At 62.4% G+C, this 18,019-nt stretch carries 12 protein-coding genes; 4 read left to right on the plus strand and 8 right to left on the minus strand.

Annotated elements, in window-relative coordinates; translation table 11 throughout:
• Positions 1–104: 104 nt before the first annotated feature.
• The 4 genes from ACILSL_RS03875 to ACILSL_RS03890 form a co-directional block, all read right to left on the minus strand.
• Positions 105–1,688, minus strand: coding sequence for an aldehyde dehydrogenase (NADP(+)) (locus tag ACILSL_RS03875; RefSeq protein ID WP_395730682.1), 1,584 nt, complete (start codon positions 1,686–1,688; stop codon positions 105–107).
• An 85-nt stretch (positions 1,689–1,773) separates the two neighbouring features.
• Positions 1,774–2,508, minus strand: a complete 735-nt coding sequence (locus tag ACILSL_RS03880; protein ID WP_395730683.1) for a hypothetical protein — start codon at positions 2,506–2,508, stop codon at positions 1,774–1,776.
• Between the two features lie 215 nt (positions 2,509–2,723).
• The gene (locus ACILSL_RS03885) at positions 2,724–3,551 is read right to left on the minus strand and encodes a fumarylacetoacetate hydrolase family protein (protein WP_395730684.1); all 828 of its coding nucleotides are present in this window, start codon (positions 3,549–3,551) and stop codon (positions 2,724–2,726) included.
• Positions 3,552–3,594: 43 nt separating this feature from the next.
• Positions 3,595–4,554: a MerR family transcriptional regulator gene (locus tag ACILSL_RS03890; protein ID WP_395730685.1), complete on the minus strand. Its 960-nt coding sequence runs from the start codon at positions 4,552–4,554 to the stop codon at positions 3,595–3,597.
• 98 nt (positions 4,555–4,652) lie between these two features.
• On the opposite strand from ACILSL_RS03890, the gene ACILSL_RS03895 reads away from it, so the two are divergent.
• Positions 4,653–6,080 (plus strand): nucleoside recognition domain-containing protein, encoded by a 1,428-nt coding sequence (locus tag ACILSL_RS03895; protein WP_395730686.1) that lies wholly within the window; start codon positions 4,653–4,655, stop codon positions 6,078–6,080.
• A 68-nt stretch (positions 6,081–6,148) separates the two neighbouring features.
• Positions 6,149–7,411: a glutamate racemase gene (locus ACILSL_RS03900; RefSeq protein ID WP_395730687.1), complete on the plus strand. Its 1,263-nt coding sequence runs from the start codon at positions 6,149–6,151 to the stop codon at positions 7,409–7,411.
• A gap of 19 nt (positions 7,412–7,430) precedes the next feature.
• On the opposite strand, the gene ACILSL_RS03905 is transcribed toward ACILSL_RS03900, so the two are convergent.
• Complete coding sequence (locus ACILSL_RS03905; protein ID WP_395730688.1) at positions 7,431–8,009, minus strand: hypothetical protein; 579 nt, start codon at positions 8,007–8,009, stop codon at positions 7,431–7,433.
• A gap of 413 nt (positions 8,010–8,422) precedes the next feature.
• Between ACILSL_RS03905 and ACILSL_RS03910 the strand changes: the two genes are divergently transcribed.
• Positions 8,423–13,399 carry a beta strand repeat-containing protein gene (locus ACILSL_RS03910; RefSeq protein WP_395730689.1) on the plus strand — a complete coding sequence of 1,659 codons (4,977 nt, stop codon included), beginning with the start codon at positions 8,423–8,425 and terminating at the stop codon, positions 13,397–13,399.
• Between the two features lie 228 nt (positions 13,400–13,627).
• Complete coding sequence (gene typA, locus ACILSL_RS03915; protein ID WP_395730690.1) at positions 13,628–15,469, plus strand: translational GTPase TypA; 1,842 nt, start codon at positions 13,628–13,630, stop codon at positions 15,467–15,469.
• Positions 15,470–15,566: 97 nt separating this feature from the next.
• Here typA and ACILSL_RS03920 read toward each other — a convergent pair whose 3' ends face one another.
• From ACILSL_RS03920 to ACILSL_RS03930, 3 genes are read right to left on the minus strand one after another with little or no spacing between them, the layout of a single operon-like run.
• Positions 15,567–16,145 (minus strand): DUF417 family protein, encoded by a 579-nt coding sequence (locus ACILSL_RS03920; protein WP_395730691.1) that lies wholly within the window; start codon positions 16,143–16,145, stop codon positions 15,567–15,569.
• Positions 16,146–16,195: 50 nt separating this feature from the next.
• On the minus strand, positions 16,196–17,056 hold the full coding sequence (locus ACILSL_RS03925; RefSeq protein ID WP_395730692.1) for a helix-turn-helix transcriptional regulator: 861 nt from the start codon (positions 17,054–17,056) through the stop codon (positions 16,196–16,198).
• Between the two features lie 20 nt (positions 17,057–17,076).
• Entirely contained in the window at positions 17,077–17,979 is a 903-nt protein-coding gene (locus ACILSL_RS03930) for a DUF4159 domain-containing protein (RefSeq protein ID WP_395730693.1), read from the minus strand.
• Positions 17,980–18,019 lie beyond the last annotated feature (40 nt).

Genomic DNA, 18,019 nt, shown 5'->3' on the forward strand with positions numbered 1-18,019 from the left:
AGTACCTTCCCGCAGAAGAGAGATCATCCCGGTCACTGACGCTCCGCCACACTGTGGGTGTGGCGGATCTTTCCGGATTGAGCTAAAGCTCAAGAGCACTTCCCTTACCGCGTCATCACGCCGTCCACGATGCGCATGGCGCCGCGTGGGTTGGCGTCTTTGAGCAGTTCTGGCAGGGCCTCTTCCGGGAAGCCTTGGTAGCAGACGGGACGGACGAAGCGGTAGATGCTGCCGGTGCCGATGCTGGTGAAGAAGCTGTGGCTGGCGGCGGGATACGGGCCGCCGTGGTGCATGGAGGGGCAGACTTCGATGCCGGTGGGAAAACCGTTGAAGATGATGCGGCCCACCTTGCGCTCCAGCACACGGATGAGCGGGGCGAAATCGCGCAGATCCTGCTCAGTGCCCTGCAGGGTGGCGGTGAGCTGGCCTTCGAGGCTGTTCGCATAGCGCAGCATGTCTTCGAGCGTGGCGCATTGCGTGATGATGGAGCACGGACCAAAGACTTCGCGGCGCAGCTCTTCGTTGGATTCCAGCACGTCGATCGTCGCGGTGAAAATGCGGCAGGCGGCCTGGGAGGCGGTTTCGCTGGACGGAGTTTCGGATTCACCCACCAGCTGCAGGCCCTTCACCGTCTGCCAGACGGCGGTGCCGGCGTCATAGGCTTCACAGATGCCGCGATGCAGCATCGTCTGCGGGGCCACCTTGCTGGCAAGGGCGGCAGCGTTGCTGATGAACTGGTTCAAATCGTCGCCCTTCAGGCCAAGAACGACGGCGGGATTCGTGCAGAACTGGCCCACACCCATCGTCACGGAACCCACATAGGCTTCAGCGATTTTCGAGGCACGCTCCTTGAGCGCGCCGGGCAGGACAAACACGGGATTCACCGAACCCATTTCGGCATAGACAGGAATCGGATGAGGACGGGCGGCGGCCACGTCCATCAGCGCACGGCCTCCGCGCAGGGAGCCGGTGAAGGCGACGGCCTGGGTGAGAGGATGCTTGGTCAGCGTGGTGCCGATGTCATTGCCCTTCCCATGCAGCAGGGAGAAGCAACCCGCTGGGAGGCCCACTTTGTGCAGGGCGTTGAGCACCGCACTTGCGAGCATCTCGCAGGTGCCTGGATGCGCAGGGTGGCCTTTGACGACGACAGGGCAGCCAGAGGCCAGGGCACAGACGGAATCCGTGCCGATGACGCCGATGGCGAAGGGAAAATTGGAAGCACCAAACACCACGACGGGGCCGATGGGCATCATCACACGGCGCACATCCGGCTTCGGCAGCGGCTGGCGGTCGGGGATGGCATGGTCCACGCAGGCATTGGCCCAGGAACCTTCACGGATCAGTGCCGCGAAGAGCTTGAGCTGGCCGATGGCACGGCCACGCTCGCCGGTGAGTCGGGCAATGGGCAGCGCGCACTCGGCGTGGGCCCGCTCGATCAGGTCATCGCCCAAGGCGGTGATTTCATCCGCGATGGTGTCGAGCAGCGTCGCACGGGTTTCCGGTGTGGCGAAACGAAGAGCATCAAAGGCACCATCCGCCGCCTGCATGGCTTCGTCAGCCTCGGCATGGGTGGCATCTCCAAAGGCAGGCTCAAGCTGGGCGCCTGTGGTGGGATTGAAGGCATGGAAAAGATGGCCGTGGGGAGCCGCCTCGCGGCCGGCGATGAAGTGATGTCCGGTGAGTGTCATGGTTGCAGGAGTTTCTAAAGAGAAATGCAGCCTCGTCCAGCATTCGTGCGCAGGCAGGCGCGCAGCCATCCCTGAGACCCCTGCTTCACTTCGGCAGCCCGGCCATTGCGGCCTCCGTCATCTTTTGCATGAGCGTTGAATCTTCTGGCGGCAGAGGCCTGGCTGGAGGCTCGGGAAAGCCGGACCTGGACATGGAGCTGTTCATTCTGCCCCGGGTGAATTTTATGTCCGCACGCCACACGGTTTTGCCAGAGGCGGTGTCCAGTAGCGAGTACGAGGCCCCCAGCCTGCGCCCGGCGGCTTCGTAACTGTAGTAGGTGTTCGATGTGCTGCCCGGAATGGAGTGCCGCTTCCCGTTGCGCGTTGAATACGAGGACGCCGTCCGGCTCGTTGACACCCGCTGACTGCTGGAATCCCTCACGGTGTTTTCCAGGAGATCGATCCACAGCAGGTAATCCACCCCTAGAGCGCGCGTCCTGCGCAGGAAGTCGTGGCTGATCTTGTGACCGATGGTGATGGGCAAGCCGCCGCTGATCTTAAGCGGAGGCGGCCCGGCTGCGGCCCACGCGGCCTCCGCTGTGAGCACGCGTGAATGTTTCAGCCGCTTCTGCAGCGCCGTCCCGGCATCTCTCACGATGGTTTCCTCCGCCGTCTGGCCCGGGTAATCCATGATATTTTGAGCCGTGAAGCCGCCCACCGCCAGCGTCTTGCCTTTCAAGTCATGCCGGCGAAGGCTGGTGCTGACAGAAACACTCGGAGGGGACAAACAACCGACCAACTGGACGACCACAACCCATAGAATGATATTCAGCGACTTCATGCGGGATGGCTTGTGAATTGAGCGTGATCTAAGACCCCGCTTCAAAAAAGCTTGTTCAAGCTGCAAGGCAGGGGCACCCACTGCAAGCGGTTACCGCGTGCATCGTTTGCGCTGCAGCCCATCCAGCTTCCCCGATGAATGCATGACCACGCAGCATCGCGAGCAGGCTGCTGGCATTCTCACGTTGATGAAGCCTCTCCGCGGGCACCAACCCCTCACGCCATGGGATTTACCAGGGTGCCGATGCCGTCGATGGTGATGCTGATGACGTCGCCGCTTTGCAGGGTGAATTCATCTCCGGGGACGATGCCGGTGCCGGTCATGAGGAAGGTGCCGGTGGGAAAGGTGTTGTCGCGGAAAAGGAAGCCTGCGAGTTCGACGGGAGTGCGCTTGAGCTGGGAGACAGTGGTTTCGCCTTCAAAAACGGCCACGCCAGCGCGGTCGATCTGCAAATGAATGCGGGTCGTAGGCGCGGGTGGTTCGTTTTGAATCAGGATGGCCGGACCGAGTGCGGCGCAGAGTTTGAAGCACTTGGCCTGCGGCAGGTAGAGGGGATTCTCACCTTCGATGTCGCGGCAGGAGAGGTCGTTGCCCACGGTGTAGCCGATGATGTCGCCACGGCTGTTGATGCAAAGGGTCAGCTCGGGTTCGGGCACCATCCATTTGGAATCGCTGCGCAGGTGCATGGCCTGGCCGGGGTGCGCGACGCGCTGGGGGGTGGCCTTGAAGAAAATCTCCGGGCGCTCCGCCGCATACACGCGGTCATAAAAGCTGCCGCCGCCTGCGTCCTTGCTTTCTTCCATACGCGCGGTGCGGCTGCGGAAGTAGGTGACGCCTGCGGCCCACACTTCCTGGGAAACGATGGGAGCCAGGATGGTCTCCGGCGCGGGGGCATCCACCACGGGTGTCGTCGAGGCAATCTGGGAGAGGTAGGCGGAGAGGCCCACGACCTCCAGCAGTGCATCCCAGTTCTTTTCAGGCACGGCGTGCCAGGCACTGGGGGTCTGAATGAAATTGCCGGTGGAGGTGCGGTATAAAAGCATGAGAGAGGCAGACTAGAGAAAGTCAGCCCTCATGCAACTTGGCTCATGCCTGATTCTTGCACAAGGCTTCGTCCAAGCCGTGCAGGCAGCTCACCCATTGAACAGGGAGGTCAGGGAGCGCCGCACGGTAGCTTTCAGCCGCGCGACCGCCCACGAGGAGGCGCATGGCAGGTGGCAGCAGCTCGCGCATGCGGCGGAGTTTTTCCACGATGACGGAGCAGCCCTCCGGGTACACCACGCTGAGCGCCACCGCCTTGGCCTGCCGGGCGATGGCGCATGCGGCGATTTCCTCCACGGGCAGATTCGGCCCGAGGTAGGTCACGTACCAGCCGAGATCCCGTGCGGAGGCGGCCACGATCAAAGCTCCCAGTTCGTGCACCTCCCCAGCAGGGGTGGCCACCACCAGCTCGGGTGCATTCAGAGGCGTCTGACTGCCGGGTACCGGGGTGAGAAGGAGCTCGCGGATGATCGCCGTGGCGATGTGCTCGTGGCTCGGGCGCAGCGCCCCCTGCTGCCAGCTGTTGCCCACCTGGACGATCAGCGGGCAGATGACCTGATGCAGCATGCCGCGCTGGCCGAACTGCATGCGCGCCTGCAAAAGCACCTGGCGAAGCCCCTCGGAATCGTAGCGCTTGGAGGCGGCGATGGCGCTTTCAACGTATTGAACCGGCTCCATCGGCTGATTTTGCTGCGCAGGAACTTCAGCGGGAACAGGCGCGGTGGGATCTGCGGGGAGGGCGGATACGGGCCGTGCGACGGGTACGGTGCCCTGGGCCAGCTCCTCCAGCTTTGCCGTGGAGAGCCGTGCCACACCGCCGATGCGGTGACCATTTTCCGTGAGAATCTTCAGCAGTTTCAGCCGTTTCACGGCTTCCTCACAGTACATGCGGCGGTTCGTGCCGGTGCGGCTGGGACTGAGCGCGCTGTAGCGCCTTTCCCAGATGCGGATCACATGCTGGCTGAGGCCGCTGAGCTTGCTGGCGAGCTGAATAGGACAAGGCATGAACAAATGTATGGGAGTTGCCACTTGAGGCTGGCGCAGAAACGTTTACGCATTGCCGCCGCATCTGGCTACTACGTTGTCACATTTTCCCTTACAACATGCTGAACTACATCTGGGCCACCCTTCTTTTCATCGGACTTCTCGTTGCCGGCCTGGTGGGCCGTGTCTCCGGAGACGCCAGTGTCATCGACGCCGCGATGAAGGGCGCTGAAAAGGCCGTGATGGGCATCGCCCTGCCGCTGGCGGGCATGATGATGTTCTGGCTGGGGGTGCTGCGCCTGCTGGAAAAGGCGGGCGTGCTGGAGGCCGTGGTGCGCCTGCTCTCCCCCCTGCTCCGCCGCCTGTTTCCCGATGTACCCACGGGCCACCCGGCCATGAGCGCCATGGTGATGAACCTTTCCGCGAACATGCTGGGCCTTTCCAACAATGCGACGCCGCTGGGTCTGAAGGCCATGGGGCACCTGCAGGAGCTGAACCCGCACAAGCAGAGCGCCAGCAATGCGATGATCACCTTCCTGGCCCTGAACACGGGGGCCTTCACTCTCATTCCCATGACGGCGATGAATTTCCTCAATGCCGCAGGGGTGAGCCACAGCTTCCGCGTCATCGTCCCCACCATTCTGGCCACCGCCTGCGCTTCGGCGGCGGCGGTGATCGCGGCGAAGAGCTTCCAACGCCTGCCGGGATTTGTGGCGCAGCCGGATGAGGTCATCACCGACGAAGCGCAGAGCAGCACCGTCAAACCAGCGGGCATCTCGTCCAAGGCGAAGTTTTGGCTCACGCTGCTGGGCACGCTGTTCATCGGCGTTTCCGCCCTCGAACTCGGCCCGCCCTCCTGGCGGCAGGCCGTGCTGGATCAGACAGGACTTTCCGCCGTTCTGGCCAAATCGGCCCAGCGCAAGGCCGAGGCGGAGAAGACGCTGGCGCTGAAAAAGGAGGAAGCGAAAGCCGCCGCTGCCACGCAGGTGAAAGCGGAGCCGCCAGTGTGGCGTCGGGTGATGGATGGGGCATCCGGCCTGGCCATCCCGGCCATTCTCATCCTGGCCGTGGGCGTGGCCTGGGCACGCGGGGTGAAGGTGTATGAAGAATTTGTGGATGGCGCGAAGGAGGGCTTTCAGGTGGCGGTGCGTATCATGCCCTACCTCGTGGCCATGCTGGCCGTGCTGGCGATTTTGCGTGAGTCGGGGGCGTTTCAATTGCTGGAATACCTGCTCGCCCCGCTGCTGAACATGCTGGGCTTTCCGGTGGAACTGCTCTCACTTGCGCTGATGCGCCCCCTCAGCGGCTCTGGTGCGCAGGGCATCCTCAATGAGATCCTCACGCGGCCGGATCTGAGCGAGATGGTGAAGTTCACCGCCGGCATCCTGTATGGCAGCACCGAGACGACTTTTTACGTGCTGACCGTGTACTTCGGCAGCGTGGGCATCCGCCGCTTCCGCCATGCCCTGGTGGCGGGACTCACCGCCGACTTCATCGGCATGGTGGCCGCCGTGTTTTTTGGGCGGCTGCTGTTTGCATTTACGTAAGGCTCACAGATGCCATGCATTGGCATGATTGCTGCGTATAAATCCCCCCTTCTTCGCCAGCCTTCCCCATGAAAATACTCACCGCGCTGCTCCTGCTGGCCACCGCAGTTCACGCTGCAGATCTCATCGAGCACGCACGAGCGCACGCAGATGGCAAAGCGGCCTTCAGCTTTGACGCCCGTGCCTGGAACGACGCCGAGGCCACGCGCCACCTGCCCATCGGTGTGTTTGATTCCGGCATCGGCGGGCTCACCGTGCTGGAGGCGCTGCTGACGCTGGACGCTTTTCACAACGACACCCTGCAGCCCGGCGCGGATGGCGTGCCCGACTTTGCGCAGGAGCGCTTCACCTACTTCGGTGACCAGGCGAACATGCCCTACGGCAACTACTCTGCGGTGAACCGCACGGATTACCTGCGCGAACTCATCGTGAAGGACGCCGTCTTTCTGCTGGGCCGCCGCGCGTGGCCTGCGAAGGGCGGCGAACCGAAGTATGACAAGCCGCCGGTGAAGGCCATCGTCATCGCCTGCAACACGGCCACGGCTTATGGGCTCGAAGACATTCGCAAAGCCGTCGCGGCATGGAAGGTGCCGGTGATCGTGGTGGGCGTGGTGGAGGCTGGAGCGCGCGGTGTTCTGGAATCCAAGGGCACGGGAGGAATCGGCGTGCTGGCCACCGTCGGCACCTGCGCCAGCAAGGTGTATCCGCGCACCATCGCCAGCACGCTGGGGCGCGCAGGGCAGAGCGTGCCCGTCATCGCCCAACAGGGCAGCGCCACGCTGGCGGGTGCCATTGAGGGGGACGCCGCCTTTCCTGATTCCGTATCCGCCTACGCGATGAAGGAGGCACGGGCTCTGGCCGAGGCCTACCGCGCTGAGAAACCCAGTGTGCCGCTGCAAACCATCGTCCTCGGTTGCACGCACTACCCGCTCGCCAAAGAGGAGATAGACACCGCCTTCACCGCGCTGCGTCAGGAGGATGCGTTTCGGGATCTGGTGGCTGAGCACCGCACGTTTGTGAATCCTGCGGAAGCCACGGCCCGTGAGTTGTTTCGCGAACTGGCCCAGGCGAAGCTGCGCCTGAAGCCCGGTGAGAAATGCGTCCTGGAACGAGGACTGTTTTACCTCTCCGTGCCGCGTGTGGAAGAAGTCGGCATCCAGCTCTCCGGCGATGGCAGCCTGGACAAGGACTACAAGTACTCCCGCAGCCCCGGCCATCTGGACTTTGAAGATACAAAGAACGTGCCGCTGACGACGGAGCTGATTCCGGCAAACAGCGCGAAGCTGGTGAGAGAGAGACTGCCAGCGGTGTGGAAGAGTCTGGGGAGGTGAAGCGGCGCGCGGACAAGGCTCAAGATGCCTGCGAGCGCTGCTGGTAGGTGTTTGTAGACACCTCCGACCAGCCGTGTGGCTGAATCAGAGCATCCAGCGCGGCGCGGAATCGTTTCCGTCGGCCGGACACCGTCTGCTTGAAGTCATCTCCGTGCGGTAAGAGTGCGCTGATCAAGACCTTTACCCGGCCATCCGGATACCTTTTCAGCGAGGCAGACTCCTGATTTTTTAGGATGGCCTCCGCAATGATCGCGGCGGGTTGTTTGACGTTCACCCTGCTGGCCATGGCATGGAGCTGGCGTCTGCGGGTGGACACGATTTCAGCGGTGTGAGCTGAGACGTCCACACACCACTGCTGCATCTCTGCACGCGTGGAGCCATTCACAGTGCCGCCATGGCGTTCGATCTCAAAAGTCAGCTGAGGTGGGTTCCAGAACAAAGCTTCCGTGCGTCCTCGAATCTTGTGCGGCTGCATGCCACCCGCGCGCGAACCACGCAAAGATGGCCAGGCTTGGGCCAGGAGGAATTCGATTTGTTCCCGGTCGAGATCGGAGCCGGGAGGCTGACTCATGAGGAAGTCTTTGAGCGAAGCGTCCATGACGGAATTCAATAATGTGTCGTTTGATGCCACTGCTTTTTAGGAGTGGGAGTGCCCCGACACCCTACGCTCCGCAACGTCCGACGGGAAGTAAAACAGAGATTGGAATGGGGCACCGGCGGTGAGTTTTAATTCCCGTCGGAGAAGTTGGGATTGGCACCAAGATGCCAAATGGTGCCGGTTTCCACACGGCGGGCAGACGGGCCCTGCCATCGGGGATGACGGTTTTGGCCTTCAGCTTCATGACGTAAAATCGCATTGAAGCGCAAACGCTTATGCGGTGGGCCTGTGTGACGATCTTGTTGTTTGAGTAAATTCTTGGAATCGCGATGTAGGCGCGCCGCAAATCCCCCCCTCAAAGCAGGCTTCGAGTCTTGCCCCCCAAACTCGGAACTGCACGCGGCATCATCCCCATGAAAAAATCTCCCCTTACCCGGGCTTGGAAGTCCACGCCCGCGAACCGCCGCAAACTTCAAACCTGGCTCTCCTGGTGCACAGGTGTGACACTGGTTTTATGCGCTGCTGAGATCAGGGCGCAGTCGTCTGTCTGGAACACAGGCTCTGACAACTGGAGCAATGCAGCCAGCTGGCTGCCGGCCACGACCCCCGCGAGCGGCAGCTCGACGGCGCTGACTTTCGGCGGGAGCTCGAGTTACACCGCGACGAATGACCTCAGCGGAACGTTTCAGTTCAACCGCCTGCTGTTCAACAACAGCGCAGGCACGGTCACGCTGGCCGGCAGTGCGCTCAACATCGTCAATCCGCTCAATGGCAGCACGGTGCTGCCCACGCTGGCTCTCATGGGTGCGGGGAACGCCACGATTTCCACACCGATGACCTGGAGCGGCGAGACAACGGTGACGAACTCGGGCTCTGGCACGCTGCTTTTCAATGGCAACCAGACTTTCAACAACGGCGCCAAGCAGACCTTCACCAACAGCGGCACCGGCACGATCACGCTGGCGGACGCGGTCACCTATGCCAACACGGGCGGTGTTAACGGCGGTGGCATGGTGCTGAACTTGATCAACAACAACAGCGCGACTGGCAGTTTCAACGTGGGCAATCTGGGAGCGCTGGGCAGTGGCACCAATCTATTTTATCTCAACATCGGCGGCACCGGCACGGTGCGCTTCTCCGGCAGCATCAACGGCGATCTCTTCAGCGCTGCGCAGCTGCTGACGGTGCAGAGCGGAGCGACGTTTGACTTCAATGGCAACGGCGAAACCATGGGCGCCATCGCCGGGGCGGGGACCATCGCCATGACCTCGGCAGCCAGCATCACCACCAATCTGGCAGGATACTACGTGTTCTCCGGCAAGCTGACCGGCACGGGAGCACTCGCGGTCGCATCTGCTGCGGAAACCCTGGTGCTCTCAGGCTCCACGAGCAACTACACCGGCACGACCTCCGTGCTGGCCGGCACACTGATCGTCTCGGCCAATGCCCCCAGCGGCAGCGCCGGCGCTCTGGGCAATGCCTCCACCTTTGTCATGGTGGGCAATACGAGCGGCGCGCTTTCAGCCAGGCTGCTGATGGACACCGAGGGAGTGACGATCGGCCGCAACATCATCCTGCAATCCGGCAGCACCGGCAGCGCCACGCTGGGCGGACTCAATACCACCGGCACGGTGACGTATGGGGGCAGCGTCACGCTGGGCACCGCCAGTTTTGCGGCAAGAGGACTCACGGTTTACTCCACCAGCGGCGGCACGGTACAGTTCACCGGCAATCTGCTGCGCGCGGTCTCGGCGACGGGGACCACGGACACACTCACCGTCATCGGGGGTGGCACGGTGGCTTTACAGGGCGGTGGCAACTCCTTCACGGGCACCACGACGGTCAGCGGCGGCACACTGCTGCTGGACCATGCCATTTCCAACAACGCCAAGCTCAGCAGCACGGCGGCGTTGGTTTTGAACGGGGGATCGCTCACTCTCAGCGGCAGCAGCACGGCAGCCTCCATGCAGACGGTGAACGGTCTCACGCTGGGCAACAGCGCTGCGCCTCTGGGCGGCAGCGGGCAGATCAAGGTGGCCAGTGGCACGGATCAAAACGCCACGCTCAATCTGGATGCGATCACTCGCAACACGGGAGCCACGGTGGACTTTTCCACCACCAACAACGGCGCGGGCGTGGCCAGCATCACGACGACGACGGCAAACACGGCCAGCGGCATCCTGGGCGGCTATGCCACCTACAAGCTCGATGACTGGGCTGTGAACGACGGCGCGGGAAACATCACGGCGCTGGCGGCAGGCAGCTACACCACGTCCTTTGGCAGCGGCCTGGCCACAAGCCTGAGCGGCAGCACCGTGCTGGCCAGCGGCGGAGCCACCACAAACACGCTGCGCTTCACCAGCGGCGGGGCTCTGACTTTCAATGCCACCACGCCCGGCACGCTGACGCTCGAAAGCGACGGCATTCTCATCGCCAGCACGGCGGGAGCCACCAGCATCGGCAGCACAGCCACACGAGGCACACTGACCAGCAGCACGGGCGAAGTGATCATCCATCAGCAAAGCAGCTCAGGCCCGCTGACCATTAACTCAGTCATCAGCGGCAGCGGACTGACGGTGTCTGGCTCAGGCACCGTCACCCTGACCGCCACCAACACTTTCACCAGCAGCCTCGTCATCAACAACGGGGCCACGGTGTCGATCAGTGCGAATGGAAACTTGGGCGCGGCCACGACTGCCATCACGCTGAATGGCGGCACCCTGAAGCAGACAACGGGCAACCTTTTGTTCACCTCGCCCACGGTCGCAGCCCACACCATCTACATCGGCCCGGCGGGCGGCACCTTGAGCTTTGCCACCGTGCAGGGAATCTCCGGCGCTGCGCTCAGTGGCAGCGGGAATCTCACCGTGACAGGTGGAGGCGGATTCACCACCGGCTCGTCTGTCAGCACGTTCACCGGAAACATTTATCTCATCAATGCAGCCATCTACTCGAACAGTTCTCAGCTCACTTCCGCAGCCTCGGTCACCGTGGCCAGCGGAGCGACGTGGGGTGTCGAGGATGATGCCACCGGCACCTTCAACATCGCCAGCGGCGGACGCATCCTTTTGAACGGCCGGGGTCTGGGTGGCAAAGGCGCGCTGCGACTGACGGACCAGAGCACCGGCTCAGCCCTGCTCGACCCCCGGACCACCATCGGCAATGAGATCGTGCTGCAGACTGATTCACTCATTGAGGTGGACAATACCAGCTATACCGGCGTGGCGAGCGTGGCCGGCAGCCTCTCCGTGCTCACGCTCAGCGGCACCGTCAGCGGCACGGGAAATCTGAGCAAGTCAGGACAGGGCAATCTGATCCTGAGCGGGGCCAACAACACCTATACCGGAGCCACCAATGTGGAGGCCGGCATGCTGATCCTGAACCTGGGCAATGACCGCCTGCCGACCGGCACGAGCGTGACACTGGGCAGCGGCAGCAACTCAGGCATCCTGCAGCTCAACGGCTTCAGCCAGAGCATCGCGGGACTCGGCACCTCCGGCACCGGCACGGCGAACTCGGTGCTCGGCGGCAGCAGCACCACCAGCCTGCTGAGCGTGAACGTGGCCTCCGGCACGCAGACCTACAGCAGCACGCTGGGTGGTGTGGGCACGAACAACACGGGCGCGAACAACAACCTCGGCTTCATCAAGAATGGCGCAGGAACCTTTGTGCTCAGTGGTGCGAACAATCACACAGGCGGCAACACGGTGGCGCAGGGCACGCTGGCTCTGGGCAATGCAGCAGCACTAGGCAACAACGGAGCCACTTTGGCCACCAGTGCGGCGGGCACCGTGGTGAACGCGGGTGCCACGCTGGATCTGAACGGCCAGACCAATGTACAGGGCGTGATCACCCTGAACGGCCAGGGCGTGGGCAACGCTGGGGCGCTGGTGAACAACAGCGACACTGCGGCCAGCATCGGCAGCGGCATTGCTTCGTTGACCATTCCCTCCGCCACCACAGCGGGATGGTCCGTGGGAGCCACGGTGAGCCTGGATGCACCCACGACTGGCACGACCGCCACGGCCACGGCGCTGCTGGGACTCAGCTCCGCAAGTCTGAGCCTCACCTCAGGCGGCAGCGGCTATGTGCTTGCGCCGGTGGTCACCGTCTCGGGCGGCGGAGGCACGGGTGCGGTGGTCACGGCGAGCATGGGCGTCACCACGGCCTCGTACACCATCACCTCGGGCACCACGACGTACAGCGTCGCGCCCACGGTCACGCTTTCGAACGGGGCCACGGCCACGGCCAACCTCGATGGCACTGGCAAGGTGATCAGCATCACGCTGCTGACTGCGGGCAGCGGATTTTCCGCCACGCCCACCCTCAAATTCACCGGCGGCACGGTGCTGTCTCAAGGAACCGATCCCACCGGTGCTGGCAACGGCACGCATTACACCGTCGTGGGACTCAATGTGATCAACGGGGGCACGGGCTACACCTCGCTGCCGACGGTGAGCATCGCCAACGGCACAGGCGCAACTGCCACGGTGGTGGATGGCAGCTTCGTGCTCAACGGAGTCGGTCTCACGGACAGCGGCAGCGGTTACACCAGTGCGCCGACGGTGGCCGTCACGGGCGGCGCTGCGACGGCCACGGCGAACGTCACTGCGGTGGCGCTCGAGTCAGACTCCAGCATCGGTGGCAGCGGCAGCCTGACGGTGAATGCCGTCATCTCCGGTGCGTATGGCCTCACGAAGGTCGGCACGGGCACCACCACCCTCACCGCCGCCAACACCTACACCGGCGCGACGGTGGTGAGTGGCGGCGCGCTGCAGGTCGGCGCGAACGGCGCAGGCCAGACCGGAGCCGGGGCGGTCAGCGTGGAATCAGGCGGCATGCTGCTGGGCACCGGCTACGTGCAGGGCAGCAGCTTCACTGCGGCGAGCGGGTCCACCGTGCAGGTGGGAGACAGCACGGCGGAAAGCAGCTACGGCACTCTGCATTTCACGCCCACCGCAGGCGCGGGCAGCATCGACTTTCAGGCGGGCAGCACGATCATCCTCGGCATCAATCCCGACGGCATCTCGGACATGCTGCAGATCATCGGGACGGGGAGCACCACGGTAAACTTCAATGGAAACCTCACCATCACCGCTGGCTTCACGCCCACTGCCACGGCCACGTTTCATCTGCTGGACTGGTCAGGGCTGGGAGCTGCGCCCACGTTTGACAGCCGGTACAATTACACCGGTCTGGTGTATGGAAATGGCGACACCCCGGCCGGGCTGATCCTGCCAGATCTCACCGGCACCGGCTTTGCCTGGGACTTCAGCGCCTTCACCAGCGCGGGCGATCTCTCCATCGTGGTGGCCAATGTGCCCGAGCCTTCCCGGGCGCTGCTGCTGGGGCTGAGCCTGGTGCTGTTTGTGGCAAGACGCCGCCGCTGAAGCATTTTTTGGAAGACCTGGCCTTGCGAAAAATCACCCCGCAGGCCAGGCGCGGCGACCGCACGAAATCGCCCCAATCACTGCGGCGCCGCTTGAAATTTTGCGCAGAAACCGGCTTCCAAGGCGCACCCCAATCTTTCAAATGCGTCAAAACGGGTGCAGCGAATTGGTTGCCTATGGTTCAGAGGCTGCTATTCTCGCGACCCCCCTCCCCCTATACGCCTGCCCATGACCCCTGATAAAATTCGTAACATCGCCATCATCGCACACGTCGATCACGGCAAAACAACGCTCGTTGACGGCCTGCTGCGCTCCAGTGGCAATTTCCGCGAAAACCAGGCCATCGCCGAACGCGCCATGGACTCCATGGATCTCGAAAAGGAAAAGGGCATCACCATCAAGGCCAAAAACACCTCCGTTCACTGGAACGACTACATCATCAACATCGTCGACACCCCCGGCCATGCCGACTTCGGCGGCGAAGTGGAACGTGTGATGAAGATGGTGGACGGCGTGATGCTCGTGGTGGACGCGTATGAAGGCCCGCAGGCGCAGACGCGCTTCGTTTTGAAGAAGGCGCTGGAGCAGGGCATCAAGCCCATCGTGCTCATCAACAAGATGGACCGCCCGCACATCGAGCCGCAGAAGGTGCACGACAAGGTGCTGGAGCTCTTCCTTGAACTCAACGCGACTGAAGAGCAGTTCAACGCCGCTTTCGTTTATGGCAGCGCCCGCGCTGGCTGGGTGACTGACTCCCCGACGGGCGAGCAGCACGACATGACTTTCCTCCTCGGCAAAATCGTCGAGCACATCCCTGCGCCGAAAGCCGAGGTCGAAGGCAGCTTCGAAATGCTCGTCTCCAACATCGACTGGGACAACTTCGTCGGCCGTGTGGCCATCGGCAAAGTGACCCGTGGCAGCGTCAAACTGGGAGACAAGGTCTTCCTCCTGGGCAAGACCCCGGACGAAAAAGCCAAGCCCGTCAAGATCACGAAGGTTTTCCAATACACCACGCTGACCACCTCCGATTCCGTGGAAGGCATCGCGGGCGACATCGTCGGCATCAGCGGCTTTGAAGACGTGGACATCGGCCAGACCGTGGCCGGCGCCGCAGACGCCCCTGCCCTGCCCTTCGTGGCCATCGATCCTCCGACCATCGTCATGCAGTTCGCTGTCAATGACGGCCCGCTGGCCGGACGCGAAGGCGACCACGTGACCTCCCGCAAAATTCGCGACCGCCTGGACCGCGAGCAGAAGATGAACGTGACCATCAGCGTGAAGGACACGGACACCGCCGGTATCTTTGACGTGAGCGCCCGTGGCGCCATGCAGATCGCCGTGCTCGTGGAGCAGATGCGCCGTGAAGGCTTCGAAGTCCTCGTCTCCCGCCCCATGGTGATCATGAAGCGCATCGATGATGAGCTGTGCGAGCCGTTTGAAACCCTCTACGTGGACGTGCCGGACGACTACCTCGGCGGCGTGATGAAATCCATCTCCGAGCGTAAAGGCAAGATCGAAGACATGAGCGCCCACGGCGGCCGCACCAGCCTGCAGGCCTACGTTCCTACCCGCGGCCTCATCGGCTTCGAGTTTGACCTCATGAACCTGACCAGCGGTCACGGCATTCACAGCCATCTCTTCCGCGAATACGCCCCGCACGCCGGACCGATGCAGACCCGCAGCACCGGCACGCTGGTGAGCACCGAAGCCGGCGAAGCCACCAGCTACGCCCTGGACACCATCCAGGTGCGCGGCAAGCTCTTCATCGGCGCAGGCGAGCAGGTGTATGACGGCATGATCATCGGCGAAAACCCACGCGCCGACGACCTTCCTGTGAACCCGACCCGCAGCAAGCAGCTCACGAACTTCCGTGCTGCCGGCAACGACAAGGGCGTCCAGCTCACCCCGCCGATCCGCTTCAGCCTTGAGCGCGCCATCGAGTACATCGCCCCTGATGAACTCGCCGAGTGTACGCCGAAGAGCATCCGCCTGCGCAAGCGCACCCTCGACAGCAGCGTGCGCCAGCGCGAGAAGAAGAAGAGCGAAGCCCAGCTCGAAGGCGCGGCGTAACCGCCCGCTGATAGCAGCTCAAACCATCCCTGAAGCCCGACAGACCTTTGAGTCCGTCGGGCTTCTTTGTGTTTGGGTGAAAAAAAAGAGAGAGACCTCACCGCGCTCTTTTGCGCAGATAAGTGGCGGCAGAATCAGCCATCGTCACCCAGGCAGCACCGAGCATGATGAAGTCCTTCACCACCAGCCGGCCTCTGCCGCTTAACAGGGGAAAGCCGTGTTCTGAATCGCCTAAACTGGGCACCCAGCTTTCGGGCGTTGTCACCAAAAAGGACAGGGTCGTCAGTGACATGATGACAACGAGGGCGCTGCCGACCGCCGCGACCTGCGGCAGCCAGGGATTCAGGGCGATCATGAGTCCGTAGAGGACGATCACCGCACCGAGCCCCAGAGCGAAGGTGTAGGTGTGGTTGGCTTCATGCCAGGCACGGTTGGCCGGCACCAGGGCGCCTTCCGGGTTCATATGCTTGGTGTAATCCGGAGCGGGATACTTGTAGAAAAAGCTCATGACCGGGCTGTTCGCCACGAATGGAACGATGCCGTCCGCTTCATACTTGTAGATCTTCAGGGCTCCGATCCATACCAGGACGATGATGAGACCGAGACGGGTCAGCGAAAAGCCAAGACCACGGCTGTTTGCGGCGAGAGTGAATGCTTTGTCTGTGAGAGTGTTCATGCAGCAAGCTACCATGCGTGCCGCTGGCCCGGAATGGACGAACAGCCCGATCACATGGACAAATTGGAACCGCCCCGGATCGCCGTCTCCTGCTCCCGGAAAGCCGCAGGCGAGCACCCAAAGGAACGCTTGAAGAGCCGGCTGAAATAGAACTCGTCGTCAAATCCCACCTCATGGGCGACCTGTTTCACGGGCTTGAGGGTATGCAAAAGCTGCCATTTCGCATGTTTCATCACCCGGTCACGGATGATCTCAGCGAGGGTCTTGTGAAAATGCGTCTTGGCAAGCCGGGCAAGTATTTTGGGCGAAGTCCCCAGCAACCGCGCGTATTCGGAAGGGCTGTGCAGAGTCTGGTAGCGGGTTTCCAGCAATTCTCTAAAACGACGCAGCACTTCAGGCCGTTTGGTGGCTGCCAGTCCATCAGAGCCCTGTTGCTCCAGCTTCAGCCGGGTGGCCTTGATCAGCAGGATCTTGAGACAGGACACCAGGACCTCCATGTGGGCCACGGCCTGCTGCCGGAGTTCAGCATCCATCTCCTCCATCAGACGGCCAAACTGGAGCAGCAGCCCGGCATCCAGTTTCACCAGCGGCACATCATACACTTCGTTGAAGAGCACTCCATTGCAGCCCACGGCGTGGTGATGCGTCTCGATGCAGAAAAAATTGGCGTGAAACTGCAGCATCCAGCCGGATGCCGCGCGCTTCGTCGCGAATGCCACACGCTGGTAGGGATTCAAACAGAGCAGCACTGGGGCTGCAAAATCGTGCATGGTGTGGTCCACCCGCACCGTGCCGCTGCCCCGCTCCAGCAAGAACAGCGTGAAGCACGGCGAACGCACCGGCTTGCTGACGCCCGTGGATGAGAATCTCCGTACTGCGAGGCTCGGCAGGGTGGCATCAGACGGGTTCATGCTGAAATCATGCGCCCCCTTCAATGCGTCAGCGCATAGAAGATGATGTTGATGCCCAGCGGATACGCATACTTCTCGGAGAATTCACGGAAGTACCAGGGATCGCTGCCTTCCTGCTCCCAGCCTTCGCCGGTGTCGGTGTTCCAGCAGATGACCATCATGAGGCGGCGTTTGTCGTCGAAGTAGCCGCGGTAGTGCACGTGCTCGGAGCCGGGCTTGTCGAACTCATAGGTGATGCCCTCGTTGATCACATACTCGGCAAAGCGGATGTGCGGGATCTGCGGCTTCACCTTGATGGGGAAGACCATGTGGAAGATTTCGTGCTCCAGCGGGATTTCCTCCATTTTGCGGTCGGGGAAGATCTGCTTGAGGGCGACTTCGAAGTTGTCCCACTCGCGCGTGCCCCAGAAGTCGTCCACCATGATGAAGCCGCCGTTGAGCATGTACTCGCGCATGGTCTTGGCTTCGTCATCGGTGATGTCGATGTCGCCAACCTCGATCATGTAGAGGAAGGGGAAATGGCGGAACTGCTCGGGATCGATGTCCACGATGGCCCCGTTCGGATTCACCTGCAGCGAGGTGAGCTGCTGAAGCCGGTAGGACATGTTCATGTCCGAATCGGGATAGTCGGTGGACCATTTGCGATTTCCCCGGCCCCAGCCGCGCCCGCCGTGGCTCATGGAATTGTAGCGGATGCGGGCGAAGGTGAAGGTGTCGTTGGGCAGCTCCTTGCTCACCGGCCAGGTGGGGTAGCCCTCCTCCCGGCCGCGACGCGTATCGCGCGGATCTTCGGGCACGCTGCCATCCTTGACGCCGAACTGGGTGGGACGCCCGCCTTCCCTGCCCTGCTCCACCGCCCAGACGACACAGCCCAGCAAAGCCAGGGTGAGGAGAAGAACAGGGGTGGCACGAGGTTTTCGCATGAGTCTGATAACGTGGCTCGTCACCGACTCCTGCGCACTT

It is taken from the genome of Prosthecobacter sp., from assembly GCF_044222345.1.
In the GTDB taxonomy this organism is placed as follows: domain Bacteria; phylum Verrucomicrobiota; class Verrucomicrobiia; order Verrucomicrobiales; family Verrucomicrobiaceae; genus Prosthecobacter.

Excerpts from the sequence above, each read along its gene's own strand:
- ACILSL_RS03910 (WP_395730689.1), top strand. The coding sequence starts at position 8,423 with ATGAAAAAATCTCCCCTTACCCGGGCTTGGAAGTCCACGCCCGCGAAC.
- ACILSL_RS03875 (WP_395730682.1), bottom strand. The coding sequence starts at position 1,688 with ATGACACTCACCGGACATCACTTCATCGCCGGCCGCGAGGCGGCTCCC.
- typA (WP_395730690.1), top strand. The coding sequence starts at position 13,628 with ATGACCCCTGATAAAATTCGTAACATCGCCATCATCGCACACGTCGAT.
- ACILSL_RS03880 (WP_395730683.1), bottom strand. The coding sequence starts at position 2,508 with ATGAAGTCGCTGAATATCATTCTATGGGTTGTGGTCGTCCAGTTGGTC.
- ACILSL_RS03920 (WP_395730691.1), bottom strand. The coding sequence starts at position 16,145 with ATGAACACTCTCACAGACAAAGCATTCACTCTCGCCGCAAACAGCCGT.
- ACILSL_RS03890 (WP_395730685.1), bottom strand. The coding sequence starts at position 4,554 with ATGCCTTGTCCTATTCAGCTCGCCAGCAAGCTCAGCGGCCTCAGCCAG.
- ACILSL_RS03930 (WP_395730693.1), bottom strand. The coding sequence starts at position 17,979 with ATGCGAAAACCTCGTGCCACCCCTGTTCTTCTCCTCACCCTGGCTTTG.
- ACILSL_RS03895 (WP_395730686.1), top strand. The coding sequence starts at position 4,653 with ATGCTGAACTACATCTGGGCCACCCTTCTTTTCATCGGACTTCTCGTT.
- ACILSL_RS03885 (WP_395730684.1), bottom strand. The coding sequence starts at position 3,551 with ATGCTTTTATACCGCACCTCCACCGGCAATTTCATTCAGACCCCCAGT.
- ACILSL_RS03900 (WP_395730687.1), top strand. The coding sequence starts at position 6,149 with ATGAAAATACTCACCGCGCTGCTCCTGCTGGCCACCGCAGTTCACGCT.
- ACILSL_RS03925 (WP_395730692.1), bottom strand. The coding sequence starts at position 17,056 with ATGAACCCGTCTGATGCCACCCTGCCGAGCCTCGCAGTACGGAGATTC.
- ACILSL_RS03905 (WP_395730688.1), bottom strand. The coding sequence starts at position 8,009 with ATGGACGCTTCGCTCAAAGACTTCCTCATGAGTCAGCCTCCCGGCTCC.